The sequence below is a fragment of the Thermoanaerobacterium thermosaccharolyticum DSM 571 genome, from assembly GCF_000145615.1.
GTDB lineage: Bacteria > Bacillota > Thermoanaerobacteria > Thermoanaerobacterales > Thermoanaerobacteraceae > Thermoanaerobacterium > Thermoanaerobacterium thermosaccharolyticum.
This window is the reverse complement of record NC_014410.1, coordinates 1290175-1304816: the sequence shown is the minus strand read 5'-3', so window position 1 is coordinate 1304816 and position 14642 is coordinate 1290175. Positions and strand designations below refer to the sequence as shown.

Here is a 14642-nt window from a genome sequence, read left to right as displayed (position 1 = left end):
CCTCAATAATTCCCTTTTATCATCGTTCTCCCTGTCGCTGGCAAAATGGTTATCTCTACCTTTTTATTCGAATCATTATATAAATAAATTGTGCATCCACCTAATGTCGGTGCACCCTGATCTGAAAAAGATATTTCTAGAGGGCTTTTAGGAATATTCCAGTACACAGTAATACCATCAGGTAATATTTTTGTTTTTATTCTTTTGACCATAACACCTGGCTTATGTATAAAGTATCCCTTGTGATCCGATTGTATCGTTAAATACAAACTTTCATTTTCGTATATATTTTTATACTGAACATATCTTATATCGTTTATAAGTTCATTTGCCACCATTCTTAAACGCATCTCGGAGGTCTTTGAACTGAAAAAATCTGTCTTTGGAACTGTTATCAATACAATAATAGACAATATTGAAATTACCGTAATCAACTCAATTAGGGTTAAACCACTATCTTTTGTTTTCATATATCCTCCGCTGTAAATATCAAAAATTGATTTTGTAGCTTTATCCTCTTATAAGTTTTATGTATAGATTCAGCAAATCATATCCGTATAATATAGAGATAATACACGCAGCGCTTATGTAAGGTCCAAATGGGATATAATCCTTTCTCGTCTTGATTTTTAAGACAATCAATATTATACCTCCAACGGCACCTAGTAAAACAGCTATAAATAATGTGGATATTGTAAGCTTCCACCCTATAAAAAGGCCAATCAATGCCATAAGTTTTATGTCTCCTCCACCCATACCGCCACCTGACAATAAAGATATAAGGAGAAGCACTCCTCCGCCTAAAAAAAAGCCTACAATATAATCCCATACTCCATAATTAAACATCAATACTCTAAATATTGCCCCAGCTATCAAGCCTGTCAAAATTATTTTGTTTGGTATAATTTTATGCTCTATGTCTATAAATGTTATGACAATCAATAATGATGCTAAAAATGCGTAAGACAATGACTTAATGGATATACCAAAATATATAAATAATATAAGATATATGAGTCCTGTTATAAGCTCTACAATAGGATATCTTATCGATATCTTATCACCACAGTATCTGCATCTACCTTTTAATATCATATAACTCAATATAGGTACTAGATCATACGGCTTTAATTCGTTTTTGCATTTTGTACAGTGGGATGGAGGATACACTAACGATTCATTCCTTGGAAGTCTGTATATAACGACATTTAGAAAACTTCCTATTATAGTGCCAAATATAAAAACAAGCAGGTATAAAATAAACATTTTTGCCTCCTAATATGAGAATAGGGGGGCACTTTAAAGTGCCCAAAAATTACTGAATTATTTCATATTTAACTGAAGCTAAAGTGCTTCCCTTATCAATAGACACATTCACGACTTTATTGGTTTTATCTACATTAATTACAAAATCATGTTCTTTATCAGATTGTGGTTTAACGTCAGAATCTAGATATCCATCAGTTGCTAATTTAGCAGTTGTTAATTGTGTGTCTTCATCAGCGTGATCAGTTATCCACCGTGCTGCCGCTTCTGCAATAGTTTGTGCCGTTGCTTTATCAGCATTAACTTTCGCCTGGTTTAAAGTACCTGTATATCTCGGCACCGCAATTGCTGCAAGTATTCCTAGTATTGCTATTACTACAATCAATTCTATCAGTGTAAAACCTTTTTCATCTTTATTTAATGCCTTTACAAACCATCCCATGCTATTCACCCCCTTCCCAATAAATTATCTATTGACCTACAAAGTTGTACATCTGGAACATCGGCATCACAATTGATACTACTATAAACCCGACTACCAATGCTAATACGACTATTATCAAAGGCTCTATCAAAGTGGTCATCTGCGACACAGCTGTGTCAACTTCACTGTCATAAAAATCTGCCGTCTTTTTCAATATGCTATCTAAAGAACCTGAATCTTCCCCTACGTTTACCATTTGAATCACCATGGGAGGAAATATCTTCATCTTTTTCAAAGGCTCCGCAAGGCTATTTCCCCTTTTTATATCTTCTTCAGCTCTTTTAAGCCCGTTTGCCACAATTGAATTCCCCACAACTCTTTCTACGACAGACAACGCTTCAATAAGCGGTATTCCTGAACTTATAAGTGTAGCCAGTGTCCGTGTAAATCTAGATGTAATTATTTTTATATTTAAAGGCCCGAATATAGGTATTTTTAGTATAAGTGCATCGTAAAATTCTCTTCCCTTCTCAGTCTTTAAAACTCTTGTAATCATGAACACCAATAATAAAATGTCACCTAAATACACATACCAAAAATGCGATATAGAATCACTTAACCCTAAGAGTATCAAAGTAGGCAGCGGCAATTGTGCACCTGCATTTTTAAACATGCTTACAAATGTAGGAAGAACATTTGTAACAAGAAATATCACTAACAATATTGCAACGATAGAAACAATCATAGGGTATGCCAACGCTGATTTTATTTTTTGATTTAGATTATTTTCTTTCTCAAAATGGTCAGCCATCTCATTTAAGACATTGTCCAGCGTACCGCTTACTTCACCTGCTTCTATCATGTTAAATAAAAGCATTGGAAATACATCTGAATGTCTTCTCATTGATTCAGAAAGGCTTTTCCCTTTTTGTACATCTTCATATACATCTGACAATGCCTTTTTTAGCTTTTTATTTTCAACTTGTTCCGCCATAGTTGCCAGTGACGTCACTATTGGAATCCCTGCATTAATAAGAACTGCAAACTGTCTGCAAAAAACCGCTATATCCTTTACCTTTACTTTACGTGCAGAACTGATGCTTTCAAAGACATCTTTTTTATCTTCTTTTTCTTTTATATCCAAAATGTAATAATTTTTCTGTCTTAGATTATCTATACAAGATGACAATGTATCAAACTCAAGTGTTCCTGTTATGAGATTTCCATCAATATCCTTTGCTTTATATATATAAGTTGGCATATTAGCCATCCTTTCAAGCATTTGTATATTTACAATGCCAATTTTGAAAAGTTTTCCCTGTCTACACAATATGTCAATGCATCATCCATCGAAATCAAATTCTTTTTTAAAAGCTGTGATATTGACATATCCATTGTCATCATTCCAAATTTACTTCCTGTTTGAACCATAGATTGGATTTGGAATGATTTACCTTCTCTAATCAAATTCCTTATGGCAGGAGTCGCTATCATTACCTCAACAGCCACAACACGTCCTGAATTATCAAGTTTAGGCAGCAACTGCTGTGAAATTATGCCTTCTAACACATTCGAAAGCTGTACTTTTATCTGCTGTTGTTGATACGGAGGAAATACATCTATAATTCTGTCAATAGTCTTAGCAGAGCCTATAGTATGCAATGTAGATAATACGAGATGTCCTGTTTCAGCAGCAGTTATAGCTATCTGTATTGTTTCTAAATCTCTCATCTCACCTACAAGTATGACATCAGGATCTTCCCTTAAAGCTGCCCTTAGTGCACTAGCATAAGACAATGCATCGTGACCTATCTCTCTTTGATTTACTATGCTTTTTTTGTGTTTATGTAGATACTCTATCGGATCTTCAAGAGTCAATATATGGCAATTTCGCACATCATTTATCAGATCAATCATAGATGCAAGTGTTGTGGATTTCCCGCTGCCTGTTGGACCTGTTACAAGTATAAGGCCACGAGTTTTCAATGAAAGCTCTTTTATAACCTCTGGAAGTCCCAATTCATCAATAGTCGGTATTCGCAATGCAACAGACCTTATTGCAAGACTATATGTACCTCTCTGTTTGTAGGCATTTATTCTAAATCTTCCAAGCCCCTGTACAGAATACGAAAGATCTATGTCTCCTGTCTCTTCAAGTTTTTTTAGTTCATCGCTCGAAAGTAAATCTCTTGTGATTTCTTCCGTATCTTGCGGCGTCAACTGTGGCAAATCGAGTTTTACAAGTTGCCCATTTATTCTTAATACAGGAGGAACACCTACCGTTATATGTAAATCAGATGCACCGTTTTTTACAACTAGCGTCAATAGTTCAATTGTTTTCATCTTATCACCTTTAGCAAGTAATTTAAAAGCATAAACTGACAATTTATTTAAATTTGCTGACTAGTACTTGTCATCATATGTCAACCTTAGCATTTCATCAATTGTGGTAATACCATCTAAAACAAGCTTTCTGGCACTTTCTCTAAGTGTATTCATGCCATTTGATACAGCTTCATTTGTAATCGCATCTGCCGGAGCTTTTTCATTTGTAAGTTCTTTTATTTTAGGCGTCATCATCATTATTTCATATATTGGAATTCTGCCTCTATAGCCTGTTTTATTACAGACGGCACAGCCTTTACCTTTATACAATTTAAGAGATTTTTCCGTATCCAGTCCGAGAATAAGCTTTTCTCTGTGAGATGCCTCATACTCTATCTTACAGTTATTGCATATTTTCCTTGCCAACCTTTGCGCAATAACGCCAACAATCGATGAAGAAACAAGATATGGTTCTATTCCCATATCTATTAGCCTTGTTATCGCACCTGCAGAGTCATTTGTATGCAATGTAGATAAAACCAAATGCCCAGTAATAGACGATCTTATCGCTATTTCTGCAGTTTCTCTATCTCTTATTTCACCAATCATTATTATATCGGGATCCTGCCTTAAAATGGATCTTAAAGCCGCTGCAAACGTAAGGCCTGCTTTTTCATTGACTTGTACTTGATTCAAACCTTCAAGCGTATATTCAACAGGGTCTTCAACGGTTATTATATTTATATCAGGCTTATTAAGTTCATTTAACATGGCATAAAGTGTTGTAGTCTTTCCGCTTCCGGTAGGACCTGTAAGAAGAATTATGCCATTGGGATGGCGCAGTAAATCATCAAATAACTTCATGTCGTCATTATTTAAACCCAATTTATCCTTCGTGATAATATAACCGCTTTTATCCAATATCCTAAGTACAAGTTTTTCTCCATAAATCGTAGGCAATGAGGACACTCTTATATCGATATTTTTGCCATCCACATTTGTTTCAATCTTTCCATCTTGCGGCAATCTTCTTTCTGCAATATTCATATTCGCCATTATTTTTATTCTTGTTATGACAGGTCCTTGAGTGCTTTTAAAAACTCTCATTGCTTCATGTAGTTCACCATCAACTCTAAATCTTATCCTCAAATCATTCTCTGTAGGCTCTATATGTACATCAGATGCACGGTTTTTAACTGCCTGCTCAATGATCGAATTGACAAGCCTAACTGCAGGTGCATTGTTTATCTCATCCTCAGTAATATTTTTTAATAAATTGCTATCAATTTCCACACCATTTTGGCTTAGCTCTTTCTTAAAGTCCTGTACTGCCTTTTCCGCTTCTTCCTTGCCAAACACCCTATCAATCGCTTTTAATATGCCATCTTCAGAAGCAATCAATGGTTTCACTTCTTGTTTCGTTATAAGCTTAATATCATCTATAGCAAAAATGTTAAGAGGGTCTGCCATTGCAACTAATAGACCATCATTTTCCTTTTTTATAGGTATTGCAACATGCCTTTTAGCTAATGACTCCGGAATCAGTTTAGCAACATTGGGGTCAATAAAAACTTTTTTTATATCGATATGAGGTATCCCTAGCTGAAATTCTAAGGCCTCAATGATTTGCTCTTCAGTCAAATAACCCTCTTTAACAAGTATTTTGCCAAGTTTTTCACCTGTCATCTTTTGAATTTTTATAGCATTATTAAGCTGATTTTCATCTATTAGACCGACTTCTACGAGAAGGTCTCCTAATTTCTTTTTTATCATTAAGGACCCCTCCAAAATAAATAAAGCCGACAATGATGCCGGTTGCGCCACTATATCAATGAGTCGTAAAGCGCCCAAATATAGACTCACATCATCTACGTCTATCAATTCTAAATTTATGCAAAAAATGAAATTACATATAGATTATATTCTACATTATTTAACAAAATCCTTCTTTTTTAGAGTATTTAAAATAATATTTTTATTGAAATTCATACCCGTCCATATTTTAAAAGAATGATTTGCTTGGTTAATAAGCATATCAAATCCATTAAGATTTCTAATGCTGTGTTTTTCAGCATAACTTAGCAATTGCGTTTTTTCAGGGTTATAAATAATATCATAAACAAATTTAGCTTTTACTGCGATGCTTTCATCTACAGGCGACAAATTTATATCTGGAAACATTCCGACGCTGGTTACATTTACAAGAATGTCTATTTCTTCTAGCTGATTTAAATCATCATACGTAACATCAATACAATTTATTCCTAGATTATTTTTTATGTAGTTACTAAGATTTCTTGCCTTTTCTTTTGATCTATTTGCAATCATTATTGATTTGACACCTGTAAGCGAAAGACCTACTGCAACAGCTCGCGCTGCACCACCAGCACCAAGTATTACCGCATTTTTCCCTTCAACTACTATATCATGCTCTTTAAGCGATTCAGTAAACCCTGTAACATCAGTGTTGTAGCCTTCTAATATTCCATTATTATTTTTAATTGTGTTGACTGCACCTATTAGCTTTGCTTCATCAGATATATAATCTAGATATTTCATAACATTTTCTTTATGAGGCACCGTAACATTTATACCCTTTATTCCTAACGCTTTTATACCTAAAATCGCATCTTTCAAATTTTCTTCATGTACATCAAAGGATACGTACACTGAGTTTAAATTAACACTTTCAAATGCAGCATTATGTATAAATGGCGACAGGCTATGTCCAATAGGATGTCCGATTATCCCGTAAATATCAGTTTTTGCATTAACGTGCATAATTTTTCACACCTTTTTCAATACTCTTCTTTCAAGCTTCCTCATCAATTTAGTCCATCCAAATTCATCACTTGATAAAGGCGGCACTAATATAGTAAAAAGGCCAACTCTGTGACCACCAAGTATGTCTGTAAAAATTTGGTCGCCAATGATAGCAGTTTCTTCAGGCTTAGAATTAAGTATTTTTAAAGCCTTATAAAAAGCGGCTTTTCTTGGCTTGATTGCCCAAGAAACTCCTTGAACACCTGTATTTTTTGTAAAATTATTAACCCTTTTTGTCGTATTATTAGATATCAAACAAACTTTAAATCCTTTTGATTTTAAAAACCTAAATAAATTAATAACTTTTCTATCTGCACTTAAAACTTTTTGAGGTACAAGAGTATTATCAATATCAAAAACTAATGAAGTTATACCTCTTTCTTTTAATTCTTCAAAATTTATATCGTATATTGAATTTACATACATATCAGGAATCAATTTTTTATACAATAAATTCACCCCAAACTTACTTTTTAATTATACTTTATAAAAAAATAAACTGTCAATATAGACAGTTCTTAGATAATTTTGAATAAATCTTAAGATTTTAATGTGCACCATAATATCTAAACATATTGCATTACTATACAATTCCCTGAGCTAGCATTGCATCTGCCACTTTTATAAATCCGGCAATATTTGCACCCGCAACTAAATTCCCTTCGCATCCGTATTCTTTTGCTGCATCATTTATATTTTTGTAAATATTAACCATTATATTTTTTAACTTTTCATCAACTTCATCAAATGTCCATGAATATCTCATACTATTTTGTGACATTTCTAAAGCCGATATTGCCACGCCGCCGGCATTAGCTGCTTTAGCTGGAGCAAAAAGAATACCATTGTTTAAAAATGCTTCTATTGCATCTGGCGTAGAAGGCATGTTTGCACCTTCTCCAACTGCAAAACACCCATTCTTTATTAATTTTTTAGCAGCCTCTCCATTAAGTTCATTTTGCGTAGCGCAAGGAAGAGCAATATCGCATGGAATATCCCATATTCCTGAACATCCCTCATGATATTCTGCTTTTGGATGGCTCTCAATATATTCCCTTATTCTTTTCCTCTCAACTTCTTTTATTTGTTTAATCGAATCCAAGTTTACACCTTCTGCATCATAAATATATCCGTTTGAATCGCTCATAGCAATAACTTTTCCACCTAGCTTTTGAACCTTCTCGGCTGCGTATATAGCAACATTTCCTGAACCTGAAATAACTACTTTAGTACCTTCTAAACTTCTTCCGTGATCTTTTAACATTTCTTCTACTAAATATATTAAACCATATCCAGTAGCTTCCTTTCGAACAAGGCTTCCTCCAAATGACAAACCTTTCCCTGTTAACGATCCTTCAAATGCATTTTTTATTCTTTTATACTGCCCATATAAATAGCCAATTTCTCTAGCTCCTACACCAATATCACCTGCAGGAACATCAGTATTTGGTCCTATATGTCTAAACAGCTCCGTCATAAAACTCTGGCAAAAACGCATTACTTCTCCGTCTGATTTTCCTTTTGGGTCAAAATCACTGCCCCCTTTGGCACCGCCGATAGGAGTTCCTGTTAATGAATTCTTGAAAATTTGCTCAAATCCCAAAAACTTTATTATTCCTATGTAAACAGAAGGATGAAAGCGCAAACCACCTTTATAAGGTCCTATTGCACTATTAAATTCTACTCTATATCCTCTATTTACTTGCACTTTACCTTGGTCATCTACCCAAGGCACGCGGAATATTATTTGTCTTTCCGGCTCAACAAGCCTTTCTAATATTCCAGCTTCTTTATACTCCTTATGTACGTTTATAACAGGCTCTAATGACTCTAAAACTTCTTTTACTGCCTGATGAAATTCAAATTCACCCGGATTTTTTTTAATAACCTGTTGAATAACTTCCTGAACATATGACATATATTTGCCTCCCTTATAAATTATTTGTTTTTATTTATAAATTATAACATATGAAAAATAATAAGTACAAACTTAAAACTTTTATTTAGTTAAATTAAAAAAAGTATATCTGAGTAGATATACTTTTTACATAATCATTTCTTTAAACAATTTGCTTAATGCTTTCTTCTCTATTCTTGATACATATGACCTTGAAATACCAAGCATCTTTGCTATTTCCCTTTGCGTCTTAGCACCACCATTTACAAGCCCATATCTCAATTCTATTATCAACCTTTCCCTATTTTTAAGGACACTATTTATCTTGCTATATAATTTTTTTATCTGCATCTCTAACTCTACTTGATCGCTGACTTCATCTGTTTCTGTACCCAATATGTCAATTAACGAAATTGCATTGCCTTCTTTGTCAATACCTATAGGATCTTGCAATGAAATCTCCGATTTTATCTTTTTTTCAGATCTCAATGACATCAATATTTCGTTTTCAATGCATCGGGCTGCATATGTTGCCAAGTGTGTTCCTTTTGAAGCATCATAAGTTGAAATAGCTTTTATAAGTCCAATTGTCCCTATCGATATCAGGTCATCGACATCTTTCCCTGTATTGCTATATTTCTTAACAATATGTGCAACAAGTCTTAAGTTTCTTTCAATTAAAATGTTTTTCGCTTCTTCGTCACCATTTTTATAGGCTTCAAAATACTTTTTTTCTTCTTCCGCTGTCAAAGGCTGGGGAAATGAACTAGCATTTGTTAAATAGCCAAAATTAATTATATCTTTTACAATAGACGTAATTAGTGCAATAAGTGCTGCCCACATTATTGACACCTCCATATTTTAAGTCACATATAAAATATATGCAACCTAAAATGTTTGGGTGCAAGTCTTATTTATAATATTTCATTATTTCATTAGCGATTTCTTTAAATATTGGCGCCGCATTAATTCCTCCTATATCGCCATTTTTCACAAACACAGATATGGCATAGACAGGTTTGTCATACGGAACAAAGCCTGTAAACCATGCGTGATATATGTTTTTTTCTCTGTTTACTTCTGCCGAACCAGTTTTCCCAGCAGATTTATATTCTGTCTCCGCATTTTTGCCTGTTCCATTGATGACAACATCCCTCATCATTTGCTTTACACTTAATGCTGTACTTTCACTAATTACTCTGTATGAATTCGTCTTATGAATGTTTTCAACCACCGTACCATTTTCATCCACAATAGCTTTCAAAAGATTTGGTATATTTCTTATACCATCATTTGCAATTGTAGCTGCAATATCAGCAGCTTGCAGAGGAGTCATAGTAACATCTCCTTGACCAATTGAAAGATTTCCAATTCCTGCGCCATATGTATTTTTCAAAGAAGGCAATGTACCTACTTGTTCTTCTACAGGTAAATTATCATCTTTCGTAATTCCGAACTTTTTTGCCATATCAATTATATTGCTGCCTCCTGTTTTCTGCCCAATCTTTATAAAAGTAGTATTTGATGAAACTTCAAATGCCTTGTCAATATTTATTAAACCATTTGATTCATCCATGAAATTATGATAAATCACACCATCTATATTTATATATGGCTCATCTATAAAATTATCGTATATATTTACTTTTTTATTTTCCAAAGCCGCAGAGGCTACTATAATTTTAAATATGGAACCTGGCGGATATTCCATCAATGCTTTATTCATCAATTCTTCATTTTTGCTTTCAAGGTAACTGCTTACCTTATTTTGATCATAATTTGGTCTTGAAGCCATAGCTAAAATATCGCCATTTTTCACATCCAGTACGACTGCAGCGCCATTTATTGCATTTTTATCTAAAATATCCTCTACTGCTTTTTGAATATGATAATCCAGTGTAGTCTCAATGGAAAATACTTTATTTTGAGAGTTTATAATCTTAACACCTAAGCCTTTTAAATAATCGTTGTAATTATCTTTAAAAACGGCAACAGATTCAATTCCATTAGAACTTAATGTTTTATTAAATGTGTTTTCCAAACCATAACTTATAATTCCATAATAACCTATTACATGCCTTGCTAAAGAATTAGAATCATATCTTTGAGGTATATCCATCTTAAAGAGTCCAATTGGTAAATTTCCTTTGTACGTATATTTACATTTATATTTAATAATATCCTTTTCGGAATTTAAATCTTTATATATTTCTAAGTCTGAAATTCCTGTTATTTTATTTAAAATTATTGAAGCCGTTTTTTTGTTTACAATCATACCTGGTATAGCATAAATATATTCTGAAGAAGTTCTATCAACAAAAGGTATTAAATTTCTATCATAGATTTCCCCTCTTCTCTTTTCTAAATTTAAACTCTCTATCTTCTGTTCAACAGCAATTTTAGCATATGTTTCTCCTTTTATATATTGAATATAAAATAATCTTATCAGTAAAATAGATATCAATAATGTAATAATTGCACTTAATGTAATTATTCTAATATTTTTTTTATACATAAAAAAACTCCTTTCTAGGATTATTATTCCCTTAAAGGAGTTTCACATACATAAATTAAGCTTTTTTCCTTATCATATAGTATTTCTCAACTTTCCTTTTAAATGGTATTTTAACTATCATTTGTGGATGTGGTGCAACATCTATTTCATTTCCATCTGCATCATACATCCTATTGATAACCTCAGTAAACATATCATGCGGGCCAATAATTTCAACTTCATCACCTAAAAAGAATCTATTTCTCTGCTCAACTATTGCAAATCCATTTTCTTCGTCATAATCGAGGACCATTCCTACAATATTGTAATTTCTTATATACGACGATGTGCCATAATTATGGGACTCAGCTCCCGGCTTCCCAAAATAAAATCCAGTCGTAAAATCTCTATTGCTAACCTTGCCTAACTCTTCCAAAAGACTTTCATCAAAAACATATTTATCGCCAAATTCTAGGTAATCATCTATAGCCTTTCTATATGCTTTTGTAACAACAGCAACGTAATATGAGCTTTTGTTTCTACCTTCAATCTTAAGACTAGTTGCACCCGCCTTTATAATATCTGGAATGTATTTAATCATACATAGATCTTTCGAATTCATTATATATGTTCCTCTATCGTCTTCTTCAATGCTCATATATTGACCAGGTCTTTTCTCTTCAACAAGATAATATTTCCACCTACAAGGATGTGTACATTCACCTTTATTTGCATCTCGACCAGTTAAATAATTGCTAAGCAAACATCTGCCCGAATAAGAAATACACATTGCTCCATGAATAAAAACTTCCAATTCTAAATCATCAGGAGTTTTTTCTCTGATTTCTTTTATCTCTTCTAATGACAACTCTCTTGCCAAAACTATACGCTTTGCACCAAGGTCATGCCAAAAAATTGCACTTCTATAATTAACATTATTTGCTTGTGTACTTATATGAATCTCGAGTTTTGGCGCAACATCCTTTATTACTGAAAAAACCCCAAGATCCGAAACTATTACAGCATCTATACCAGTTTTGCTTACTTCATAGATGTATTCAGGCAACTCCACAAGATCTTCATTATGAGGGAAAATATTCACAGTTAAATATGCTTTCTTATCATATTTTTTTATATATTCCACCGCGTATTTGATTTCATCTAAGCTAAATCCGACAGAAGCCCTAAGCCCATAATTATTTCCCCCAAAGTACACAGCATCTGCACCGTAATTTACTGCAATCTTAACCCTTTCTATATCACCTGCAGGTGATAAAAGCTCAATCATTTTTTTCCTCCTTTACACTTATTGACAATCCATCACCTATAGGAATAATTGTTGTGGTAATATCTTTTCTATCTAAAACATACGAAATAAAATCTCTCATCCTATAAACAATCGTTCTACGTTTGTGTTTTACATGTACTTCATTAGTAACATATCCTTTATATAAGATATTATCGCATATCAAAATACCATCATCATTCAAAACTCTTAAAGATTCATCAAAAAATTCTTTATAATGCCCTTTCGATGCATCTATAAATATCAAATCATATTTATTGCTAAGACAAGGTAAAACCTCTAAAGCGTCACCTTTTACCAGCTCAACTCTATCAATTAAAGATGCCTTGATGAAATTTATTTTGGCCATCTCAGCCATATCAATATCTTTTTCTATTGTAAGGACTTTAGCATTTTTATATGCTTTGAGCATAATGATAGATGAATAACCAATCGCTGTACCTATCTCAAGTATATTTTGGGGTTGTTTAATTTTTACAATTGTTTCTAAAAATCTAGCAACTTCAGGTTTTATGATAGGAATGAATTTCTCATTTGCGTAATTTTCAATGTCTTTAAGTAACCCTTTTTTTACATCAAATAATTGCCTTACAAATTTAATATCAGAATCTATCATCTATAATTAACACCCTTTACCTTCAATTAACTTTCTTTTCGGCTTCCAATTGACCTATATATGTCTTACTAAATATGTGAGAACCATCACTTTGAGCTACATAGTAGTAATAGTCGTGTTTTGCAGGATTTAATGCTGCTTCTATAGATTTTAATCCCGGATTGCTAATAGGACCTATTGGAAGTCCATAATTCATATAAGTATTATATGGAGAATTAATTTTTAAATCATCAAGTGATAGTTTATCCTTATGCTTTCCTAAAGCATATTCAACAGTTGCATCAATCTGCAATTTCATATTTTTGTTCAATCTATTGTATATTACTCCTGCAATTAAAGGTCTATCTTTGTCAATTTTGGCTTCTTTTTCAATCATCGACGCTATTATAATTATCTTATCAGTTGACATACCAACATTTGTTTCATTTCCTTTTATATAGGTTTTATATATTTCGTCAAATCTAGATAGCATGAGATTGATTATGTCATGTGCATTTACCCCTTTTTTTACTATATAAGTATCTGGAAATAGATATCCTTCTAAGCGGTCAGGTCTATTTTTTGGAATATTTTTTAAAAAATCATAGTTGAATACTCCATTTTGAGCCTCATTTATAAAATCATTTTTATTAACTATACCCATTTGCTGTAAGCGATCCGCGATTTCACTTACTGTAAACCCTTCAGGTATGGTGAATTTTATCGTATCTACTATTGATTTACCGTTTTTTAACTTTTCTATTATTTCATCAGTAGTCATATTTGAACTTAAAAGATATTTTCCAGCCTTCATTTGAACACCATTGTCATAAAGACGTGCCCGTATTATAAAGAACCATTCACTTCTTATGAGATTATTGCTGCGCAATATTTTTGCTATTTCAACAGTTGAAGAACCTGATGGAATAACAATCTCTTTCTGTGTTGAATTATTATCAACAGGCTTAAAAAGACTTTTATAATAGAGTACAGATGATAACACGAAGAAAACGAAAATTATTATAATTGCTATTCGTCCTTTTTTTCTTTTGCCTTCTACTTTAATCATGTTTTGCTCCCCTTAAAAACAAAAATCGACACTTTATACAAAGATTATATAATTATATACAAATAAAAACAAGTAAGGTTTTATTCTTACTTGTTTTTACTTATTATTTCAAATTAACAACATCCATTATAATCTTTGTAATATCATCCATTATACGAGAAAAACTATACTCAGCGGAAAGGTAAGCATTTAATTCAGGATTGAGACTTAATATCTCATAAAGCTTCTTTAACTTTTCTTCATCTTCTTTTGTAACTTCTTCTCCAGTTAATTCTTTAGTTTGAATTTCTAATTGTTTCTTTCTAAAATCCTCCAGCATTTTTTTATTTTGTTCATTAGAATCTACTTTTTCAAATGCTTCTTTAAATGCTTTATATTCAGGCAGCTCTTCAATAGCTTTTTTTAATTCATATGCTTTATCATATACATTCATATTTCAATCC

15 protein-coding genes are annotated in these 14642 nt (G+C 32.6%); all 15 read right to left on the bottom strand.

Annotated elements, in window-relative coordinates:
- Positions 1-2: 2 nt before the first annotated feature.
- On the bottom strand, positions 3-470 hold the full coding sequence (locus TTHE_RS06365) for a prepilin-type N-terminal cleavage/methylation domain-containing protein (RefSeq protein ID WP_013297763.1): 468 nt from the start codon (positions 468-470) through the stop codon (positions 3-5).
- Positions 471-510: 40 nt separating this feature from the next.
- The gene (locus TTHE_RS06360; protein WP_013297762.1) at positions 511-1266 is read right to left on the bottom strand and encodes a prepilin peptidase; all 756 of its coding nucleotides are present in this window, start codon (positions 1264-1266) and stop codon (positions 511-513) included.
- Positions 1267-1315: 49 nt separating this feature from the next.
- Positions 1316-1708 (bottom strand): type II secretion system protein, encoded by a 393-nt coding sequence (locus TTHE_RS06355; RefSeq protein WP_013297761.1) that lies wholly within the window; start codon positions 1706-1708, stop codon positions 1316-1318.
- A gap of 28 nt (positions 1709-1736) precedes the next feature.
- The gene (locus TTHE_RS06350; protein ID WP_013297760.1) at positions 1737-2951 is read right to left on the bottom strand and encodes a type II secretion system F family protein; all 1215 of its coding nucleotides are present in this window, start codon (positions 2949-2951) and stop codon (positions 1737-1739) included.
- Positions 2952-2980: 29 nt separating this feature from the next.
- Positions 2981-4033 (bottom strand): type IV pilus twitching motility protein PilT, encoded by a 1053-nt coding sequence (locus TTHE_RS06345; protein WP_013297759.1) that lies wholly within the window; start codon positions 4031-4033, stop codon positions 2981-2983.
- Positions 4034-4093: 60 nt separating this feature from the next.
- Positions 4094-5788, bottom strand: coding sequence for a GspE/PulE family protein (locus TTHE_RS06340; protein WP_013297758.1), 1695 nt, complete (start codon positions 5786-5788; stop codon positions 4094-4096).
- A gap of 156 nt (positions 5789-5944) precedes the next feature.
- A complete protein-coding gene (aroE, locus tag TTHE_RS06335) occupies positions 5945-6796 on the bottom strand; it encodes a shikimate dehydrogenase (protein WP_013297757.1) in 852 nt (283 codons plus the stop codon).
- A 6-nt stretch (positions 6797-6802) separates the two neighbouring features.
- Entirely contained in the window at positions 6803-7288 is a 486-nt protein-coding gene (locus TTHE_RS06330) for a YqeG family HAD IIIA-type phosphatase (RefSeq protein ID WP_041587440.1), read from the bottom strand.
- A 133-nt stretch (positions 7289-7421) separates the two neighbouring features.
- A complete protein-coding gene (gdhA, locus tag TTHE_RS06325; RefSeq protein ID WP_013297755.1) occupies positions 7422-8756 on the bottom strand; it encodes an NADP-specific glutamate dehydrogenase in 1335 nt (444 codons plus the stop codon).
- Positions 8757-8882: 126 nt separating this feature from the next.
- On the bottom strand, positions 8883-9578 hold the full coding sequence (gene sigK / locus TTHE_RS06320) for an RNA polymerase sporulation sigma factor SigK (protein WP_013297754.1): 696 nt from the start codon (positions 9576-9578) through the stop codon (positions 8883-8885).
- A gap of 67 nt (positions 9579-9645) precedes the next feature.
- Positions 9646-11250 carry a peptidoglycan D,D-transpeptidase FtsI family protein gene (locus TTHE_RS06315; RefSeq protein ID WP_013297753.1) on the bottom strand — a complete coding sequence of 535 codons (1605 nt, stop codon included), beginning with the start codon at positions 11248-11250 and terminating at the stop codon, positions 9646-9648.
- A 55-nt stretch (positions 11251-11305) separates the two neighbouring features.
- Entirely contained in the window at positions 11306-12517 is a 1212-nt protein-coding gene (locus TTHE_RS06310) for a peptidase U32 family protein (protein ID WP_013297752.1), read from the bottom strand.
- Positions 12510-13151, bottom strand: a complete 642-nt coding sequence (locus TTHE_RS06305) for an O-methyltransferase (protein WP_013297751.1) — start codon at positions 13149-13151, stop codon at positions 12510-12512. Before TTHE_RS06305 ends, TTHE_RS06310 begins: the two co-directional genes overlap by 8 nt.
- Before the next feature lie 22 nt (positions 13152-13173).
- Positions 13174-14199, bottom strand: coding sequence for an endolytic transglycosylase MltG (gene mltG / locus TTHE_RS06300; protein ID WP_013297750.1), 1026 nt, complete (start codon positions 14197-14199; stop codon positions 13174-13176).
- 103 nt (positions 14200-14302) lie between these two features.
- Positions 14303-14632, bottom strand: a complete 330-nt coding sequence (locus tag TTHE_RS06295) for a YlbF family regulator (protein ID WP_013297749.1) — start codon at positions 14630-14632, stop codon at positions 14303-14305.
- Positions 14633-14642 lie beyond the last annotated feature (10 nt).